The sequence below is a fragment of the Iodobacter fluviatilis genome, assembly GCF_004194535.1.
Lineage (GTDB): Bacteria > Pseudomonadota > Gammaproteobacteria > Burkholderiales > Chitinibacteraceae > Iodobacter > Iodobacter fluviatilis_A.
The window spans coordinates 1,530,579-1,548,327 of sequence record NZ_CP025781.1 but is presented as its reverse complement, the minus strand read 5'-3'; the positions used below and the strand labels follow the sequence as shown (position 1 = coordinate 1,548,327).

At 49.0% G+C, this 17,749-nt stretch carries 18 protein-coding genes and 1 pseudogene; 7 read left to right on the top strand and 12 right to left on the bottom strand.

All coding sequences use genetic code 11. From position 1 onward, the window contains the following. Window positions 1-3 precede the first annotated feature (3 nt). From C1H71_RS06950 to C1H71_RS06940, 3 genes are all read right to left on the bottom strand, one after another. Window positions 4-345, bottom strand: coding sequence for a DUF2489 domain-containing protein (locus C1H71_RS06950; protein ID WP_130105894.1), 342 nt, complete (start codon window positions 343-345; stop codon window positions 4-6). A gap of 85 nt (window positions 346-430) precedes the next feature. Continuing rightward, window positions 431-844 (bottom strand): hypothetical protein, encoded by a 414-nt coding sequence (locus C1H71_RS06945; RefSeq protein WP_188053634.1) that lies wholly within the window; start codon window positions 842-844, stop codon window positions 431-433. Window positions 845-894: 50 nt separating this feature from the next. Then, a protein-coding gene (locus C1H71_RS06940; protein ID WP_130105893.1) for an IS3 family transposase occupies window positions 895-1,982 on the bottom strand; the annotation gives its coding sequence in 2 pieces (ribosomal slippage) (window positions 895-1,730 and window positions 1,730-1,982; 1,089 coding nt in all). A gap of 535 nt (window positions 1,983-2,517) precedes the next feature. On the opposite strand from C1H71_RS06940, the gene C1H71_RS06935 reads away from it, so the two are divergent. Continuing rightward, window positions 2,518-3,678, top strand: coding sequence for an AAA family ATPase (locus tag C1H71_RS06935; RefSeq protein ID WP_130105892.1), 1,161 nt, complete (start codon window positions 2,518-2,520; stop codon window positions 3,676-3,678). A 183-nt stretch (window positions 3,679-3,861) separates the two neighbouring features. Further along, window positions 3,862-4,743 (top strand): CPBP family intramembrane glutamic endopeptidase, encoded by an 882-nt coding sequence (locus C1H71_RS06930; RefSeq protein ID WP_130105891.1) that lies wholly within the window; start codon window positions 3,862-3,864, stop codon window positions 4,741-4,743. Window positions 4,744-4,910: 167 nt separating this feature from the next. Here the strand turns inward: C1H71_RS06930 and C1H71_RS06925 are convergent, their stop codons facing one another. From C1H71_RS06925 to C1H71_RS06915, 3 genes are all read right to left on the bottom strand, one after another. Then, the gene (locus tag C1H71_RS06925) at window positions 4,911-5,333 is read right to left on the bottom strand and encodes a hypothetical protein (protein WP_130105890.1); all 423 of its coding nucleotides are present in this window, start codon (window positions 5,331-5,333) and stop codon (window positions 4,911-4,913) included. 196 nt (window positions 5,334-5,529) lie between these two features. Continuing rightward, the gene (locus C1H71_RS06920; protein ID WP_130105889.1) at window positions 5,530-5,901 is read right to left on the bottom strand and encodes a hypothetical protein; all 372 of its coding nucleotides are present in this window, start codon (window positions 5,899-5,901) and stop codon (window positions 5,530-5,532) included. A 42-nt stretch (window positions 5,902-5,943) separates the two neighbouring features. Further along, entirely contained in the window at window positions 5,944-7,335 is a 1,392-nt protein-coding gene (locus C1H71_RS06915; protein WP_130105888.1) for a cryptochrome/photolyase family protein, read from the bottom strand. A gap of 104 nt (window positions 7,336-7,439) precedes the next feature. Here C1H71_RS06915 and C1H71_RS06910 point away from each other — a divergent pair, with 104 nt between their 5' ends. The 5 genes from C1H71_RS06910 (at window position 7,440) to C1H71_RS06890 (ending at window position 11,226) form a co-directional block, all read left to right on the top strand. Next, window positions 7,440-7,991 (top strand): YqgE/AlgH family protein, encoded by a 552-nt coding sequence (locus C1H71_RS06910; RefSeq protein WP_223146007.1) that lies wholly within the window; start codon window positions 7,440-7,442, stop codon window positions 7,989-7,991. Between the two features lie 141 nt (window positions 7,992-8,132). Beyond that, complete coding sequence (gene ruvX, locus C1H71_RS06905) at window positions 8,133-8,627, top strand: Holliday junction resolvase RuvX (protein WP_130105886.1); 495 nt, start codon at window positions 8,133-8,135, stop codon at window positions 8,625-8,627. Continuing rightward, window positions 8,614-9,585, top strand: coding sequence for an aspartate carbamoyltransferase catalytic subunit (locus C1H71_RS06900; protein ID WP_262488411.1), 972 nt, complete (start codon window positions 8,614-8,616; stop codon window positions 9,583-9,585). Before ruvX ends, C1H71_RS06900 begins: the two co-directional genes overlap by 14 nt. Beyond that, window positions 9,582-10,859: a dihydroorotase gene (locus C1H71_RS06895; protein WP_130105885.1), complete on the top strand. Its 1,278-nt coding sequence runs from the start codon at window positions 9,582-9,584 to the stop codon at window positions 10,857-10,859. Before C1H71_RS06900 ends, C1H71_RS06895 begins: the two co-directional genes overlap by 4 nt. Window positions 10,860-10,959: 100 nt before the next feature. Continuing rightward, entirely contained in the window at window positions 10,960-11,226 is a 267-nt protein-coding gene (locus C1H71_RS06890) for an acyl-CoA-binding protein (RefSeq protein ID WP_130105884.1), read from the top strand. 293 nt (window positions 11,227-11,519) lie between these two features. Here C1H71_RS06890 and C1H71_RS21370 read toward each other — a convergent pair. The 6 genes and pseudogenes from C1H71_RS21370 to mreC form a co-directional block, all read right to left on the bottom strand. After that, window positions 11,520-11,955, bottom strand: a pseudogene (locus C1H71_RS21370) (transposase); the annotation flags it as partial. Between the two features lie 275 nt (window positions 11,956-12,230). Then, the gene (locus tag C1H71_RS21785) at window positions 12,231-13,163 is read right to left on the bottom strand and encodes a septal ring lytic transglycosylase RlpA family protein (RefSeq protein ID WP_130105881.1); all 933 of its coding nucleotides are present in this window, start codon (window positions 13,161-13,163) and stop codon (window positions 12,231-12,233) included. Next, a complete protein-coding gene (gene rodA / locus C1H71_RS06870; protein WP_130105880.1) occupies window positions 13,160-14,272 on the bottom strand; it encodes a rod shape-determining protein RodA in 1,113 nt (370 codons plus the stop codon). Before rodA ends, C1H71_RS21785 begins: the two co-directional genes overlap by 4 nt. Then, window positions 14,265-16,184 carry a penicillin-binding protein 2 gene (mrdA, locus tag C1H71_RS06865; RefSeq protein WP_130105879.1) on the bottom strand — a complete coding sequence of 640 codons (1,920 nt, stop codon included), beginning with the start codon at window positions 16,182-16,184 and terminating at the stop codon, window positions 14,265-14,267. The genes rodA and mrdA overlap by 8 nt, the downstream gene beginning before the upstream one ends. Beyond that, entirely contained in the window at window positions 16,181-16,687 is a 507-nt protein-coding gene (mreD, locus tag C1H71_RS06860) for a rod shape-determining protein MreD (protein WP_130105878.1), read from the bottom strand. The genes mrdA and mreD overlap by 4 nt, the downstream gene beginning before the upstream one ends. Beyond that, window positions 16,687-17,577: a rod shape-determining protein MreC gene (gene mreC, locus C1H71_RS06855; RefSeq protein WP_130105877.1), complete on the bottom strand. Its 891-nt coding sequence runs from the start codon at window positions 17,575-17,577 to the stop codon at window positions 16,687-16,689. Before mreC ends, mreD begins: the two co-directional genes overlap by 1 nt. Window positions 17,578-17,749: the final 172 nt, after the last annotated feature.

The window sequence follows — 17,749 nt, the reverse complement described above, 5'->3', positions numbered from 1 at the left end:
GGGTTAGGCATGGAAACGCCCCGCGAGAGATTGACAGGCTGCTAACCCCGCTTTTTTAGCCCACACAATAGCTGCATCAATTTCGGGTTGATGCTTAGCTAATGCTTCTTTAGACCATAGTTCTCTTGATGTACCAATGGGAAGACTATCCGTTTCGGATGCAATTACAACAAAAGCCATAAAGTCAGGGTCGTTTTCTTCGACTGCGGCTTCATGGCGCAAAGATGCCAACTCAATCGCACCTTCAATAAATTCAACCTCACCACTGAGCATGCCAAACGCCACAGTGCCTACGCGCTTGTGAACTGACAAAGTGTAGCTTTCATTCGTGATTACAGCGGACATAAGTGCCTAACGTAGAGCTAACCGGCGCTGCGCGGCTTTATCGCGCAGTGTCCAGAGAGCGAAGCAAACGGGGTTGAGCGTTGGGTTAGCTGCGTGGTGGTTTGATAGCGAATAGCAATTGCGAAACCTCAGCATTAAGAAACTCCTTGTCCTTTAGCCCAAGTGACTTGCGGATATCGAGAACGAAGCGTGTGAATGCGAGAATCTCTGACTCTGTTTCGAGCTTAGCACCCGCCTCCCAGAAAGTAGCGAGCTGCTTAATAACAGATTCTTCACCAAACATGCAGATACGTGCTTTTGCATGAGTGAGTCTAGCGAGTTGTTCTTGCTCCTGTTCTCTCCTGCCCAAGCGCTGAGCTGACATTACAAGAGAAACAGCCTCCATGAAATCGATATAGGCTTGGTTGCGAGATTCGAGAAGTTGTTTTGCCTCGTTATTCTGTCTGGCAAAGTGGTTTTGTAAGAACGCGCCGACTACGACACCGAGAATTGATAGCAAGGCTGTAATAGGGTAATCCCCCCATTTTTAAGCTCACTTAAAAGTAGAGGCTAGGCATGTAATGCCAGTTTTTGTTTCGGGGTGATGCCGCCCAATCCCATGTGCGGACGCTCGTTATTGTAAGTCCAAAGCCATTGCGTTGCGGTTTCTTGTACTTCAGCAAGACTTTCAAAGTCATCGCAGGCCAGCCATTCATAACGCACAGTCCGATTATAACGCTCAATATATGCATTTTGCTGCGGGTTACCGGGCTGAATATAGGCCAATTCAATCGATTGTTGCTCTGCCCAATTTTTTAATAGGTGACTAATATATTCAGGGCCATTATCGGACCTGATTCGTTTTGGCTTGCCGCGCCATTCAATAATTTGATTCAGGCTGCGTATGACGCGCTCTGCTGGCAAAGAGAAATCGACTTCAATGCCCAATCCTTCCCGATTAAAATCATCAATCACATTAAATAAGCGAATACTGCGGCCATCGGCCAATTGGTCGTGCATAAAATCCATCGACCACGTTTCATTTTTTGCCTCTGGCACAGCTAATGGCGCTGGGGTTTCACGATCTAAGCGTTTTTTAGGCTTAATCCGCAGATTTAATTCTAAATCGCAGTAAATCCTGTAGACCCGTTTATGATTCCAGTACTTTTTCTTTACGTTTCGCAGATGCAAAAAACAAAGGCCAAAGCCCCAGTTGCGATGCGTTTCCGTGAGTTGAACCAATGAGTCAGCGATTTGGGCATTTTCTGCATCCAGCTTACGAACATAGCGATAGCAAGTCGTGCCAATCGCAAAGCTGGCGCAAGCTGCACGAATAGAAACGGCCTTGGTTTCAACGGCCCATTGAGCCATCTCACGACGCTGAGATGGCTTCACCACTTTTTTGACATGGCCTCCTTGATGATATCCGCTTGCATCTGGGCTTCGATATACATCTTTTTAAGGCGCTTATTTTCGTCCTCCAGCTCTTTCATCCGCGTCATCATCGAGACGTCCATGCCGCCAAACTTAGCGCGCCATTTGTAGAAAGAGGCAGAACTCATGCCGTGCTCGCGGCACAGATCGGGGACGGTTGAACCGGCTTCCGCTTGCTTTAAAATCGCCATAATCTGGCTGTCAGAATAACGTGCTGCTTTCATGTAGAGCTCCTCAAAGACTACGAGAAAATTCTACTTAAAAATGAGCTGGTTTTGTGGGGGGATTACCATAGCTACGGTCATAAATACTCTCTAAGTGGCTAACAATATGTAGACACCCTAAAATGGTAGAAAAACCACCATCTCGGGCGTATAAAAACGCAGCGCGCCTTTGCAAGACCTTGTGAGGCGCGCCCTGAAGTGTTTTATGCCAATATACTACATCCGATTGAGCGGGGATTCCCTCCTTTTCTTTTAAGTCAGGTTGTAGATTGATTTATACAGAGTCCATTGAGTTAAGAGGCATAATTAGGTCGATCGATTAAATCTGATAGTCAGGAATAAACGATTTAATTAAATATTTTTTATGGCTTTAAAGGTATTAATTCTAATCAATGCCAATAAGCAGCGCCCTGCTATTAAGCTGAAGTCCTGATCTTATATTCCACGCTTTCCATCTCTGTGCATTTTGTAAAGAAACACCCGTGCCACAGGGCGCGCTTGGCTTTATGATGGTGTTTTTTGCCGATTGATTGCCATGCTGCATAAACTTGCTATTGCCAATTACCGTTCCTTACGCGATTTAGTTGTTCCTTTGGCTCAGCTCAATGTCATTAGTGGTGCTAATGGTTGCGGGAAATCGAGTTTATATCGTGCTTTACGCTTAATTGCGGAATCTGCGGCGGGGCGTTTGATTGGGTCTTTGGCGCTGGAAGGGGGCTTTGCTTCTACTTTATGGGCGGGGCCAGAGAATATTTCTAGTGCAATGCGCCGTGGTGATGTACCGATTCAGGCAACGGTAAGAAAGGCGGCTGTTTCACTCAAGCTGGGCTTTGCTGGCGATGATTTTTCCTATGCAATTGATTTAGGTTTGCCCACACCCAGCTTATCGTTATTTGCGGCAGACCCCGAAATAAAGCGTGAGCAAATCTGGGCGGGAAGTGCTCAGCGGGAAGTTACCTTGCTGATGGATAGGCGTAATGCTGTTGCAAAAACGCGGCTGGGGCGCAGTTGGCAGATCATCAGCCAGCATGTGCCTACTTACGATAGTATTTTTAGCCAGTGTGCCGATCCGGTGAATGCGCCCGAGGTTTTGCAGCTGCGCGAGGCGATGCGTCGCTGGCGTTTTTATGATCATTTACGCACCGATGCCAGTGCGCCCGCTAGGCAGGCGCAAATTGGCACTTACACGCCTATTTTGGCGAATGATGGCGGTGATTTGGCAGCTGCGCTGCAAACCATTATTGAGATTGGCGATGCCGCTGCACTGATGGCGGCGGTTGACGATGCTTTCCCCGGCGCACGGATCGAGATTGCCGTTAATGATGGCCGTTTTAGCGTTTTGATGTGGCAGCGTGGCTTATTGCGCCCTTTGGCGGCAAGGGAGTTATCGGACGGTACGCTGCGCTATTTATTGCTGATTGCCGCTTTGCTTAGCCCGCGCCCACCGGAGCTTTTGGTCTTGAACGAGCCTGAAACCAGTTTGCATCCTGATTTATTGCCTGCTTTAGCACGCTTAATTTCTGCCGCAGCGGCGCACAGCCAAGTGATTGTTGTTAGCCATGCCAGCCGTCTTGTGGCGGCGCTTGAGCGTGAGGCGGATTGTAATTCGATTATTTTGCAAAAAGACTGCGGCGAAACGTCGGTTTTAGGGCTGCATGATTTAGATAAGCCGGTATGGTCGTGGTCAAACAGATAGGCTGTATTGATCGATGCTACAGGCTACTTTTTTAGTGTTTGTGGCCTGTTTGCTGTGTTTTTTTCTTTAAGCTGGGTCCCTGCCATCATCGGCATGATGATTTTTCTGCGGCTTTCTTAGCACCCTATCTTCGTTATTCTCCGTATCATCTTGCCCCTTCTCACACTTTTTTATTGATTCTCAATGCTGAAACTTCTGAGTTCTCCTGCCTATGTGTTTTTAATCTTGGCCATTGTGTGTGCGTGGTTGCCTGTGGTGCATTGGGGCAGGCTTTCTATTCGGCCTTGGCTGGTTTGTTTTGCGCTGGCGCTTTGTACCGCGCTGGCAACGGGGGTCTTGGGGTTTGTGGGTTTATTACTCGTTTTGGTACTGGCTTTGGTGCTATCGGGGGCGAGTTGCGATCGGCTACCTAAGGTTTTGCGGCTGGCTTTGGGCGTGGTCGCCGCTTTGCTGGCGCTGGCTTTGGCGATGCATAAGGTGCCGGAGTTTAGTAATTTACTGATCTTTAAAGGTGTGCAATTGAGTGCAGATGCGCCGCCATTTACGCTCTATGCCAATTTTGATAAGGGAATCGTAGGCTTATTGCTGCTGGTTTTGTTTTGCCGCAAGGTGACAAGCTTCGCCGAGCTAAAAGTGGATTTTAGACGTTCGTGTTTGTTTGTTTTTACAACGATTCTGCTGTTGTGCATTGCTGGGGTGCTTAGCCAGTTTTTCCGCTTTGATTTAAAACTGCCAGCCGCTACGGCGGTGTTTGTTGTGGTTAATTTATTGCTGACTTGCGTTGCCGAGGAGGCGTTCTTTCGAGGCTTTGTGCAAGAATCTTTGCACCGCCTAAGCAGCAAGCCTTTGGGCTCGGTACTGGCGGTGGGGGCCTCGGCGCTGTTATTTGGGCTGGCTCATTTTGCGGGTGGTGTGATGTATATGGCTTTAGCTAGTTTGGCAGGCTTGGGCTATGCCTTGGTGTATCAGCAGAGCCGGCGGATTGAAATGGCGATTCTTGTGCATTTTGGATTTAACCTCGTCCATTTTCTTTGCTTTACCTACCCCATGTATGTAGGCGCATAGGGACTAGCAGCCTGTCGAACTTAAGACTGATCTGCTACGGAAAAGCCGGATTTGGCCATATTTCCCGCACTTTCTCGTTGAATAGCCAGCTATTCGCCTCAAAAATCCGCTAAATCTGTCTCAAACCGGTCTTTCCCTCGCTACGATCGCTTAAGTCCGACAGGCTGCTAGGATGCCGGAATACTGGCCGGTTGTGCGGCCTGCACTACTTTGGGCGCTGGAGTGGAGCGTACTTCGGCCACAACAGCCCGGCTGTTGCAGGCGTCCCCAGCGTTATCTACCCAGCATTCGCACTGATCAATATTGCCTTTGAAGTCTATTTGCACCTTAAGCGGGCCAATTTTGCACCAGCGGCCATTTAAGCCCGAATATAGATGATCGACATCCAGTGTTTTGGGGCTGAAGCTGTGGGCAGGCAGGGTGTAAATTCCGTGCTCTCCATCCCACACCGCAACGGGAAGGCTACTTTGGTTGACCACTTTGCCATTCAAAGGCCAAGGCCAATACATGGCCGAGGCGTAGCTGCTTAGGGTGCTAATGGCGAGAAAAATAAGGATATAGAGGACGCGGGTATTGCAAGGCATTGGCATATTTTGCTTAAAAAACAGAGCACTATCATGCCGCCATTTAGTAGGCTATGGCTGTAATCTATTGCCAAAATAGTCCGTTAAAATTGAATATAACTGGGCTTGCTTGTCATTAAAAAGTGGTTAGTTGTGTGTGCTCCATGCAGCGTATCTATTTGTTTGGCAGGCGATGGCGGTCGTTAATTGCCAACATAGCCCGCTAAAACTGAATACAGGCTCGGCCTGCGTCAAGCGAATAGCAGGGGCAGCCATCTAAATAACCATCTGCTTTTAGGGTGACGGTATGCGGGCCTACTTTGCACCAGCGCCCCGATGCGCTTTCTTGCACATGGTCTACATCAAGCTCATTACCAGAGCGGGTGTGTGCGGCAATGGTGTAGTGCAGATGATCGTCGTCCCAGACTTTGGCTGCTTGAGCGGATTGGTTAATGAGTACGCCATTAAGTGGCCACGGCCAATGGCCGTCCTGCTCTTTTTCTTGCATGATGGCAAAATAGGCAATGGCAATGGCGCTTGCTACTAGGCAAATACCGAGAGCAAAGAGACGGGTGGAAGTAAGAAATTTGCGCATAGTCTGATCGGGTCATCGCTGCTGCATCAAAGCGGCCAGCATTTAGTTTCGTTTAAATAAAGCCAAGGCGGCTATGCGTTGTGCTGCGTGATCCACGATGGGCGCAGGATAATCATAGCTGGGCTTTATGCCAAAAATAGCTTTGATGAGCCAAGGAGCATGAATTTCTTTTGGGCTTAGCTCTGCCAGCTCAGGGCAATAGCGGCGGATAAATTTACCCTGTGGGTCAAAGCGCTCGGATTGGCTGACTGGGTTAAAAATCCTAAAATAAGGCTGGGCATCGCAGCCCGTTGATGCGGCCCATTGCCAGCCACCATTATTCGCGGCTAAATCAAAATCATTGAGTTTTTCGGCAAAATATTGCTCGCCCCAGCGCCAGTCAATGAGTAGGTCTTTGACTAAAAAACTGGCGGCAATCATCCGTAGGCGGTTATGCATAAAGCCAGTTTGATTCAGCTGGCGCATGGCGGCATCCACAATGGGAAAGCCTGTACGTCCCTCGCACCATGCGGCAAAGTATTCAGGATTATTTGGGAAAGGCAGCGCGTCGTATTCAGGCTTAAATGCGTGCTGAACCACTTCGGGCCGATGCCAAAGAATTTGCTGATAAAACTCGCGCCAGATGAGCTCTGATAGCCATGTTTCAGCGCCGCGCCCACCCATTTGCCAAGCCCTTTTTGCGAGCTCACGAATTGACACCGTGCCAAAGCGTAAATGGACGGATAAATAAGAGACGCCTTTTACCGCTGGAAAATCACGGGCTTCTTGGTAGTCGTTGATACGCAGGCAAAAGTCATTAAACAGCGCCTCGCCGCCAGCCATACCCGGCTGTAGAGTGCTGACATCGATATCATCAAAACCCAGCACCGCTAGGCTTGGCATAGCTTGCAAGGGGAGCGGGGCAAGCCGTTTTAGATAGGGCTTAATTGGGTAAGATGTTAAGTAAAAATCATTGAGTTTGGCGAGCCAACTGCGTTTGTACGGCGTAAATACACTATACATACCGCCGGTTTTAGTCAGCACTTCATCTTTTTCAAAGATCACTTGGTCTTTGTAGCTATGTAATTGGCAGCCCACTGTGGCCAGTTGCTCTGCCACATTGGCATCACGCACAATAGCGGCGGGTTCGTAATCGTGATTGGTGTAAACGGCGGTGGCGTTAAATTCTGCGGCTAAACGTGGGATTTCTAGCTCGGCCTTGCCGTGGCGAATGACTAAATCAGATCCTTCAGCCATTAAGCTGGCTTTGAGCTGCTGCAAGCTGTGCCAAATAAAAGCAATTCGCCGATCATCTCGTTTTAAGCCATCTAAAATAGAACGATCAAAGATAAATACCGCAATCACTTTTTGCGAGGCTTTTAGCGCGTGATGTAAGGCTGCGTGGTCAAATAGACGTAAATCGCGGCGAAACCAAATCAATGATGTTGTGGGCATAGGGGGAGATTAATAGAATTAACGCCCTATTGTGCCATTTCTACGGCATGGGTGACGCGCTGTAATCTGCGGCTTGTGCGATAATTAGAATCATGGATAACGCAATGAACTTTTCTCGTCATTTTTTGATTGCGATGCCTAGCCTCGTCGATCCGATTTTTTCCCGCGCTTTAACCTTTGTGTGTGAGCACAATGAACACGGCGCGATGGGGGTGATCGTGAATCGGCCGCTAGGTATGACGCTGGCCTCCCTTTTTGAGCAGATCGATATTGAGCTGCATCGCCCCGCTATGGCCGAGCTATCGGTGCATTTTGGTGGGCCGGTACAAACCGATAGAGGCTTTGTGCTGCACACCCCCTTAGGTAGCTGGCAATCTAGCTTGGCCGTTTCGGATGAAATGGGCCTTTCTACCTCCAGAGATGTCTTGCAGGCATTAGGAGATGGTGAGGGGCCAGATCAGGTGTTTTTAAGCTTGGGTTATGCTGGCTGGGATGCGGGCCAACTTGAGAACGAAATCGCTCAGAATTCATGGCTTACCGTAGAAGCCGATCCTAAAATTATTTTTGATCTACCTCCCGAAGCCCGTTATGCCGCTGCTTTGGGATTGCTGGGGATTGATATCGCGATGCTGTCTAAAGACGCTGGCCACGCGTAATCCGCCCATCAAAGAGCGCCCAATCTAGCGCCGATAACGGCGTGTTGATTGGGGCTGCTCACAATTAAGTCAGTTTATTAATTTAGCTAATATTTTGAAACCGCATCTGGTGATGCTTTTGGCATTGTCATCTGGAAAACAATGAGTACTCTTCTGGCTTTTGATTTTGGTGAAGTACGGATTGGTGTGGCCGTTGGCTCGTCTGAGCTGGGTATTGCCCATCCGGTAGAAACCATCACGGCGGAAGGAAATGATCGCCGTTTTGCGCGGGTCGAGCAATTGATTCACGAATGGCAGCCAGCTTGTTTGATCGTTGGCTTGCCTAGTCATTTAGATGGCACACCGCACGAAATGACGCGGCTCTCTAAAAAATTTGCGAATCGGCTACACGGGCGTTTTAGCTTGCCGGTGTTTTTAGTGGATGAGCGGCTGTCTAGCGCTGCCGCTAGCAGTGCGCTTAATGAAACCGGTGTGCGCGGCCGCCGCCAAAAGCCCGCCTTGGATCAAGTGGCGGCAATGCAGATTTTACAAACTTATCTGGATTCCCCAGCAACGGGGGAGGCATTAAGCCACCGTTCTCCTGAGGCTCCAGCGATTCAATCCAACAAGGATGCAGGTGAGGATGGCAATGTATAACCCGCAGTTAAATGCTCAAGGTGAGCTGATCCATCTACTGACTACTGAAGGCTTGCCAAAGCGCATCCTGACCCAAATCCTCGATCAGGCGGCCGAATACGTTGAGAACGGCGAATTACTGAACCACAAATGGCAAAATCTGGCTGGTACTTCCGTTTTTAATTTATTTTTTGAAAACTCGACCCGCACCCGTACGACCTTTGAGCTGGCTGCAAAGCGCTTAAGCGGCGATGTATCCAGCCTCAATATTCAAGCCTCCAGCACCGCCAAGGGCGAAACCCTGCTTGATACCATCCACAATCTGGAAGCAATGGGCGCTAATCTATTTGTGGTGCGCCATTCAGAATCAGGCGCGGCGCATTTGATTGCCAGGCATGTAAAGAAAGGCATTGGGGTGGTGAATGCAGGGGACGGCCGCCATGCTCACCCTACGCAAGCCATGCTGGATATGTTTACCATCCGCCACTTTAAGGGCGACTTTACCAAGCTGCGCGTGGCGATTGTCGGCGATGTTCTGCATTCGCGCGTGGCGCGCTCGCAAATCCATGCGCTGAGCACATTAGGCTGCCCAGAAATCCGTGTGATTGCGCCTAAAACCTTGCTGCCGACCGGCATCGAGCAGCTGGGCGTGCATGTGTATCACGATATGGCCGAAGGCCTGAAAGATGTGGATGTGATCGCCATGCTGCGTTTGCAAAATGAGCGTATGGCGGGGGCTTTTTTGCCATCGACTCAAGAGTTCTTTAAGTATTACGGCCTTACCCCAGAAAAACTGGCGCTGGCTAAGCCCGATGCCATCGTGATGCACCCCGGCCCGATGAATCGTGGCGTAGAGATCGATTCTGCTGTGGCCGATGGCCCGCAAGCGGTGATCTTGCCGCAAGTAACCTTTGGTATCGCTGTACGTATGGCCGTGCTAGCGATTGTTGCCCGTAATCAGAAAGCGAGCCAAGCATGAAAAACGTAGCAATTCTTGGTGGCCGTCTGATTGACCCGCTGCACAACACTGACCAAGCTGCCGACTTATATCTTGCGGACGGGAAAATTGTTGGCGTGGGTGCTGCTCCTGATGGTTTCATCTGCGATGAAACCATCAATGCCAAGGGTTTGTTGGTTAGCCCAGGTTTAGTCGATTTAGCTGCGCGTTTGCGTGAGCCGGGCTTTGAATATAAAGCCACCTTGGCGTCTGAAATGGCCGCTGCGGTGGCCGGTGGCGTTACAAGTATTGTGTGTCCGCCAGATACCGATCCGCCACTCGACGAGCCTAGCCTCGTTACTATGCTGCGTCAGCGGGCAAAAAACCTTGATCTCGCTCGCCTCTACCCGGTTGGCGCTTTAAGCCGTCAGCTAAAAGGTAAAGAGCTCACCGAAATGGCCGAGTTGCGTGATGCTGGCTGTGTGGCGTTTTCGCAGGGCGATCAGGCGGTTGGCGATTTACAGATTTTGTATCGGGCTATGCAATATGCCGCCACTTTTAATGTGGCTTTGCGTTTGCTGCCGCAGGATGCAGATTTAAATACGGGTGTGGCGCATGACGGCGATTACGCGACTCGTCTAGGGCTGGTGGGCATTCCGGTGTTGGCAGAAACCGTGGCGATTTCTAATATTTTGCTGCTGATGAAAGAAACTGGCGCGCGTGTGCATCTATGCCGTCTTTCCTCGATGGCGGGTTTAGATTTGGTGCGTACTGCTAAAAAGCAAGGCTTGCCGATTACTTGTGATGTGAGCATCAACCATATACATTTGGCCGATGTGGATATTGGTTTTTTTGATAGCAACTATCGTTTTGACCCGCCGCTGCGCTCCGTGCGTGACCGTGATGCGATTGTGACGGCTTTGGCAGATGGAACGATCGATGCTATTTGCTCCGATCATAGTCCAATCGATGATGATGGTAAGTTGCTGCCGTTTGCAGAGGCAGAGCCTGGCGCAACGGGGCTAGAGCTGCTGCTGCCACTGACCCTTGCTTGGGCTGAGCGCCAACATATTCCGTTGTCACAAGCTTTGGCTAAAATCAGCGCCATACCGGCAAAAATGCTGGGCTTTGATGCGGGTTTAGCTGTGGGTAATCGTGCAGACTTGGTGATTTTCGATCCAGAAGCTCATTGGCAAGTGACGCCCGCAGCCTTAAAAAGCCAAGGTAAAAACACGCCGTTTGTAGGGATGGAGATGAAAGGGCGCGTGATGCATACCTTGGTGAAAGGGAAGCGGGTGTACCAATTTAGCGAGTAAGGGATATCAACAAGGCCTGAGTCGCTTGGTTTATCTTGGCGCTCAGGCTATACTTTTGCCTATTAAAACGATCGTTTAATCCTTGCTTTGGAGAACAATAATGTCTGATCTCGATTCCCTGTTTCAAATTGCGCAAGATGATGTGGTTAAACTGAACGATGCGCCAGATGTATCGACTAAGCTCAAGTTATATTCTTTGTTTAAACAAGCTGCAGAAGGTGATGTAAGTGGTGATCGCCCATCGGCCATTCAGTTTGTGGCTCGCGCTAAATTTGACGCTTGGTCAGAGCTTAATGGCATGGCTGCTGATGCTGCTAAGCAAGCTTATATTGACTTAGTCACTGAATTAAAAGCGAACGACGAATAAAAAATAGGCTTGGCGTGATTTGGGTTGAGTAAAATAAAGTCCAATATTCTTCATGGTTTTTTTGGGCTTTATTTTACTCAGCGCCAGAAGGCTTATTTATTCAAATGTTAATTGTTTCTAAGTAGTTCTTTAAAGCTATTCGCAGTAATTGGCTGGCTAAATAAATAGCCTTGTATTGAAGAAATAGGTGTTTACATTTAAGAGCGCCAGTTACTCTCTGGTTTCTACGGGCTTTGTTGCACAAATAAATTTAAGAACGAACCGCCTCAAACCCCATACCGATTTACGCTACGTGCACCATCACCATGCACGGAAACCAGCACTTCATCCTCCGGCATCTGCTCAATCATATCAGGCAAAACTTGTGCATCGCCCCTGGCGTTACTCATCACCTCAATGGCACATATTTCAAGGGTTTCAGCATCAATACCGATGTGGACTTTACGCCATTGCCGACGATATTCCACGCTATGTTTTTTAGTTTTCCGCTCGCCTTCGCTCCGCATCTTGACACCCATGCTTTTTGTGCCGAGATGACGGCCTTAAGACGTTTTTGTCATCGGCAGAGCGTGCTGGAGTCAGGTACTTTCCAATCAAAATTGGCGAGTCGAAGCCCGCTTTCTACAAAGCCTATTGTTTGGCGTAGCGGGAGATTAAATAGACACTTGTAGTTAAGCAAAACTGAATGGCAGTGTCGCTAAATTCAGCTTGCCTCCTTCGCTTGCTCGATTCAGGCTTGCTCATGCGTTCATTCTAACCGCAGTAAGGCTTGGCAGATTTGCGCAACAAAGCCCATGAGCACGCCCCCACTGGGAGTGGGGGCGGTGAGGGATATGTATGCTAGCAGCCTGTCGGACTTAAGACTGATCTACTACGGAAAAGCCGGATTTGGCCATATTTCACGCATTTTCTCGTTGAATAGCCAGCTATTCGCCTCAAAAACCCGCTAAATCTGTCTCAAACCGGTCTTTCCCTCGCTACGATCGCTTAAGTCCGACAGGCTGCTAGTGGCTGACCATGCTAGCGAGCTGATGCTCGCCACTGATTCTGTCTGCGGCAAGCTGAGCGCTTTGCCTATCTGGATACGGCCCAAGCCGAACGCGGTGTAAAGCGCCTGTGCTTTGAATCAATAATTTATTTACATCACGATCAAGCTGGGTGGATAGATGATCTCGAAAGCTTTCTGCATTGGCTAAAGAGCCAAAAGCGCCGAGCTGTAAATAGACCGAGCCATTGCCACTGTCTGCCAAGGGAATTGCTTTAGCTGGGCTGATTTGGGCGTTGGTTACAGGTTTTACGGCGGCCGCAACGACGCTTGGAGTGTCGCTGGCGAGTAGGCTTTCTACAGTTACCTCGGCACTACCATCCATGGTGTAGCCTAGGCGGCAGGCAGCTAGAAACGATAAATCTATCACTCGGCCATGCAAAAATGGGCCTCTATCGTTCACCCGAACAATAATGCTGCGGCCATTCTTTACATTGGTGACACGGGCATAGGAGGGTAGGGGCAGGGTGGGGTGCGCTGCGGTAATGGCGAACATATCGTAAATTTCACCGGTTGAAGTTTTTTGCCCGTGAAATTTTCTGCCATACCAAGAGGCCGTACCTTGCTGTTTTAATTCGCCTGGGCGTGGCAGAGGGGTGAAGTTTTGCCCGAGCACGGTGTAGGGATTATTGGCCCAGCGATGCAGGGGTTCCCAGCGTGGCACGGGTTCTGGGACTTGATCGATTCCAGAAGGGAATGAATCCATCGGGCCATCGTCTTTATAAAACGCTCCACTGCCTTTGGCGGTGTAATTGCAGCTATATTGCGCAGGAGTTGTTGCGCCCGTAGTGGTGGGCTTGCTTGGTAAAGGTTTGCTTGGCGGTGGTGGTGTGGTGGAGCATGCCGCGAGCAGTAAGGCCGCAATGAGTGCGGAATAATTTTTATGCTTCATGATTTCATCAACTTGCGATCACCTTGAACACTCATTAAGAGGCCAAAGCCGGTGAGCAGCGACACCATCGATGTGCCGCCATAAGATATCAGCGGGAGGGGCACACCAACCACCGGCAAGATGCCGGAAACCATACCCATATTGACAAAGGCATAGGTAAAGAAGGTGAGGGTAATGGCCCCTGCCAGCAGTCTGCCAAATAAAGTGGAGGCATTATTGGCTATCACTAAGCCTCGGCCTATAAGTAGTAAATATAAAACTAATAAAATAGCATTGCCTAAGAGGCCAAATTCCTCGCCAAATACGGCGAAGATAAAGTCAGTTGTGCGCTCAGGAATAAAGTCCAAATGGGTTTGTGTGCCATTGAGCCAACCTTTACCAAAAATACCGCCTGAGCCAATTGCGATGGTTCCTTGAATAATGTGATAACCGGCACCTAGCGGATCTTGCATTGGATCGAGCATGGTGGCAACACGGCGGCATTGGTATTCGTGCAGTATCTGCACACAAGAATTCCAGTGCATTACCACATAAGCCAAGCCACCACCTGCTGCGCCCATCAGGCCAATAAACTTCCAAGAAAGCCCTGCAAAAAACAACACATAAAAGCCGGATGAGGCAATCAATAAGCTGGTGCCTAAATCGGGCTGTTTCATAATCAGGCCAACTGGCACGATTATCAGGAGCGAGGCAAAGAGATAGTGCTTCCAGCGAATACTGATTTCAAAATGATGGAAATACCAAGCCAGCATCATCGGCAGGGCGAGCTTCATTAGCTCGGATGGTTGTATTTTTGTGACGCCAATATGCAGCCAGCGTCGTGCGCCATGGCTGATGTCACCAAAGAGTGCCACCGCAATTAGTAGCAGTAAGCCGACAATATAAGCAGGAACGGCAAGCCGAATTAGGGTTTGTTGTGAGGTATTTGCCACCAGCCACATCACCGTGAGTGCAATGCCCATAAAGGTGACTTTGTTGATGATCATGTCCATATCACGATTGGATGCTGAAAACAGCAGAACCGTGGAGAGCAGCAATACTAAGCAGGTAAAAAGAAGCAGCCAAGAATCGATTGGCCGAATAAAGCGAGTCCATAGATGTTTAATCACCCACGATCTCCTCAGTGGTGGCGTTGCTTGCGCTTGAAGCTGCACCGCTAGTTTTAGGGGGGGTAGGCAGCTTACCGTTTAGGTAGAAATCCAGCGCTTGCCTTGCAATCGGGGCGGCTGCTTGCGCACCAAAGCCACCGTTTTCTACGATGACGGCCAGCGCAATGGTGGGTTTGTCTACCGGTGCAAACACAATAAACCAAGAGTGATCACGTAGGCGCTCACTGATGTTTTTATTATATTTGCTGCCTTTTAAGCTATAAACCTGCGCTGTTCCCGTTTTACCTGCGGCAATATAATTTGCGCCAGCAAAGGTGCGCGCGCCAGTTCCTTCCCGAATAACCCCTGCCATGCCACGAATGACGCGTTCGGTGTTTTCATTTTTCCACGCCATGGTACGCACAGGTTGCGGCTCAACCATTGTGACGATGCCAGTAATTGGATCGATGATTTTATTTACGGCGTGCGGGCGAAACATCACGCCACGATTAGCCAAGGTAGCGGTGGCGTGTGCCATTTGTATGGGGGTATAGCTGTTATAGCCTTGGCCAATACCAATAGACACGGTTTCACCTGAATACCATTTTTGTGTAGCAGGCGTTTTGAAGCGTTTTTTCTTCCACTCGGGGCTAGGTAAAATACCCGCGCGTTCGCCGTTTAAATCAACCCCCGTTGGGCTGCCAAAATCGAGTGTTTTCATAAATTTGGCGATATTGTCGATGCCCATTTGTACGGCAAGTTGATAAAAATAGGTATCGCTCGAGACAATAATTGAGCGATCAAAACTCATTGAGCCATAACCACCAGCATGCGAGTCTCGAAATTTATTATTGCCATACATAAAGTAACCTGGGTCGCTGATCGTTTGCCGCGTTAACGGGAAATCACCTTCCAGCGCGGCCATAGCCATAAAGGGCTTAAAGGTTGAGCCCGGTGGGTATTCGCCTCGAATGGCTCGATTAAGCAAGGGTTTATCTGGCGAGGTATTGAGCTCATTCCAGCTTAAGGGATCAATTCCATCCACAAATAAGTTTGGATCAAAACCTGGTTTGGAAACCATGGCCAGCAGGCCGCCAGTTCTAGGATCGATGGCCACGAGCGAGCCACGGCGTTTGTCGAATAAATCTTCGACAACTTGCTGTAGTTTAATATCCACCGATAGGGTGAGATCGCTACCTGGAATAGGTGGAGTTCGGCGCAAAGTGCGTACGGCGCGGCCACCTGAATCAATCTCCACTTCTTCAAAACCGGTTTTGCCATGCAATTGACGCTCATAGCTTTGTTCAATACCAATCTTGCCTAAATGATCGGTACCGCGATAATTGGCGAGCACGCCATCTTCATCGAGTTGTTCTAAATCTTTGCCATTGATACGGCCGATATAGCCAATTAAATGACTGGCAATTTCGCCTAATGGATAATGCCTAAATAAACGCGCTTTGATTTCTACGCCAGGAAAGCGATAGCTATTAGCGGCAAAACGCGCCACTTCTTCATCGCTTAAACGAGTGCGAATCGGCAGTGTTTCAAAATCTTTAGTTTCTTCACGCAGTTTTTTAAAGCGGCGCTTATCTTTTGCGGTAATTTCAACAATGCTAGAAAGCCGCTCAATTGTTTCGTCTAAATTAGCTTGCTTAGATGGCGTAATTTCTAAGGTATAAGCAGAAAAATTATGCGCTAAAATGACACCATTTTTATCTCGAATAATGCCGCGTGAGGGGGGAATAGGCACGAGCGAAATACGATTTTGCTCGGCCAAAGTCATATATTTATCGTGCTGTACCGCTTGTAGCCAAAAGAAACGGCCAAATAACAGGGTAAATAAAGATAAAACAAAAAGGGCAGCCGCGATGATTCGCAGCTGGAAAGCATAACGCTCTCGGTGCTGGTTTTTAATCTCACCCTGGCTCATAGTTCTTCAGTCGTTGGTCTACGTTGATGGGAGAGCAAAATATTGGATAGTGGTGGCCATATAAAAGCCGCAACACAGCAGCCTGCAAAATAAGCCCAGCCAGGGAAGGGGGCGCCCATTAGCATGCGTAAGCTCAGCATTAGAACTTGCCCTATTAGCATTAAGGCTAAAGCGACAAAGGCTTGTTGCCAAAACGGGAATACGGCTAATTGGCGCTGACGAGCTAGGGTTAAATAGGCAATGACGGTATAGGCAAGCGCGTGCTGCCCAAGAACATTGCCATCGGCCACATCCATCAGTAGGCCCAAGAAAAAAGCCCAGCCTACACCAATCCGGCGGGGTTGATTGAGTGTCCAATAGATAATAAACAGTGCAACAAAATCAGGTGCAAAGCCAATTAAGCCCGCTTGCCACGGCAAGAGGTTAATGCTTAAAGAAAGTACAAAAGTAAATAGAATAAAGCTGCTACTTACAGGGCGCAGTAATTGGCGTGAAATTGGCATTAGCGACCTTTCTTTTTTTTGATTGCGCCAACATCAGAGGCGTTGCTTGGGTAGGGGGCTGCGGCCTGATTTGCATCTAGTATCAGCAAGAAACGATGCTGGTCAATCCCTGCCAGCGGGGTGCAATAAATCCGCGCAAAGGCATTGCCGGTATTGCGTTCAATTTTAAATACTTTGGCGACGGGTAATCCTGCTGGATATAAGCCATCAATTCCAGAGGTAATCAGCGTATCGCCTTCTTTGATTTCTGAATTAGATGACATATTGCGGATTTCTAGCGGTAAACCTCGGCCCATACCATAAATCACCGTGCGTAATTGGTTGCGCTCAATTTGCACTGGCACCATATGGTTGCGATCAGAAATAAGCCTGATCTCACTGGTCATAGGCTGCACTCGCACCACTTGGCCAATCACGCCGCTGGCATCAACGGCAATTTGCCCTTCTTTAATATTTGAGCGCTCGCCACGGTCGACAATCAGCCGCGCACTAAATGGATCACGTCCGTTATAGAGGATTTCTGTGAGCTGGCTGGGTTGGCTTGCTTGGATAGTATTGAGTAGCCTTAGCCTGGCGTTTTCAGCTTCTAATGCTTTCAACTTCATTGCATTTACGCTAGCCACTAATTGCGCGTCGTGTAGCTTACGATTTTCACCGAGTAATTCAGCTTGCCTTGATAAAAAGGTGCTGGTGTCTTTGATTAACTCAAAAGGCGCAGTAACCAGCCATTGCAGGGGATAGAGTAAAACGGAAAGTTGTTGGCGTACCGGTCCAAGCATTTGATAGTTGGCATCCCCAACGATTAAACAAATCGATAGGGTGGAAAACAGGAAAAACCGCGTCAGCGGCTTTGGTCCCTGCTTAAAAAAGGCGGGCTGAGAGGCTTGCATGAAAGAAGGCCGGTGATTCTTAAAGTGAAGTTTCGCAAGGTGGGTTAGGCGGCTAACGTGCGAGGCTTGCAAAGCTTGGATCGCTCTAAGCCACGCACTAATGCGCCATAGTGGGCTACGCCCAAGAAAAGCCAAGGCTAACCTACCCTACAACTTTCATACCAATAAAGGG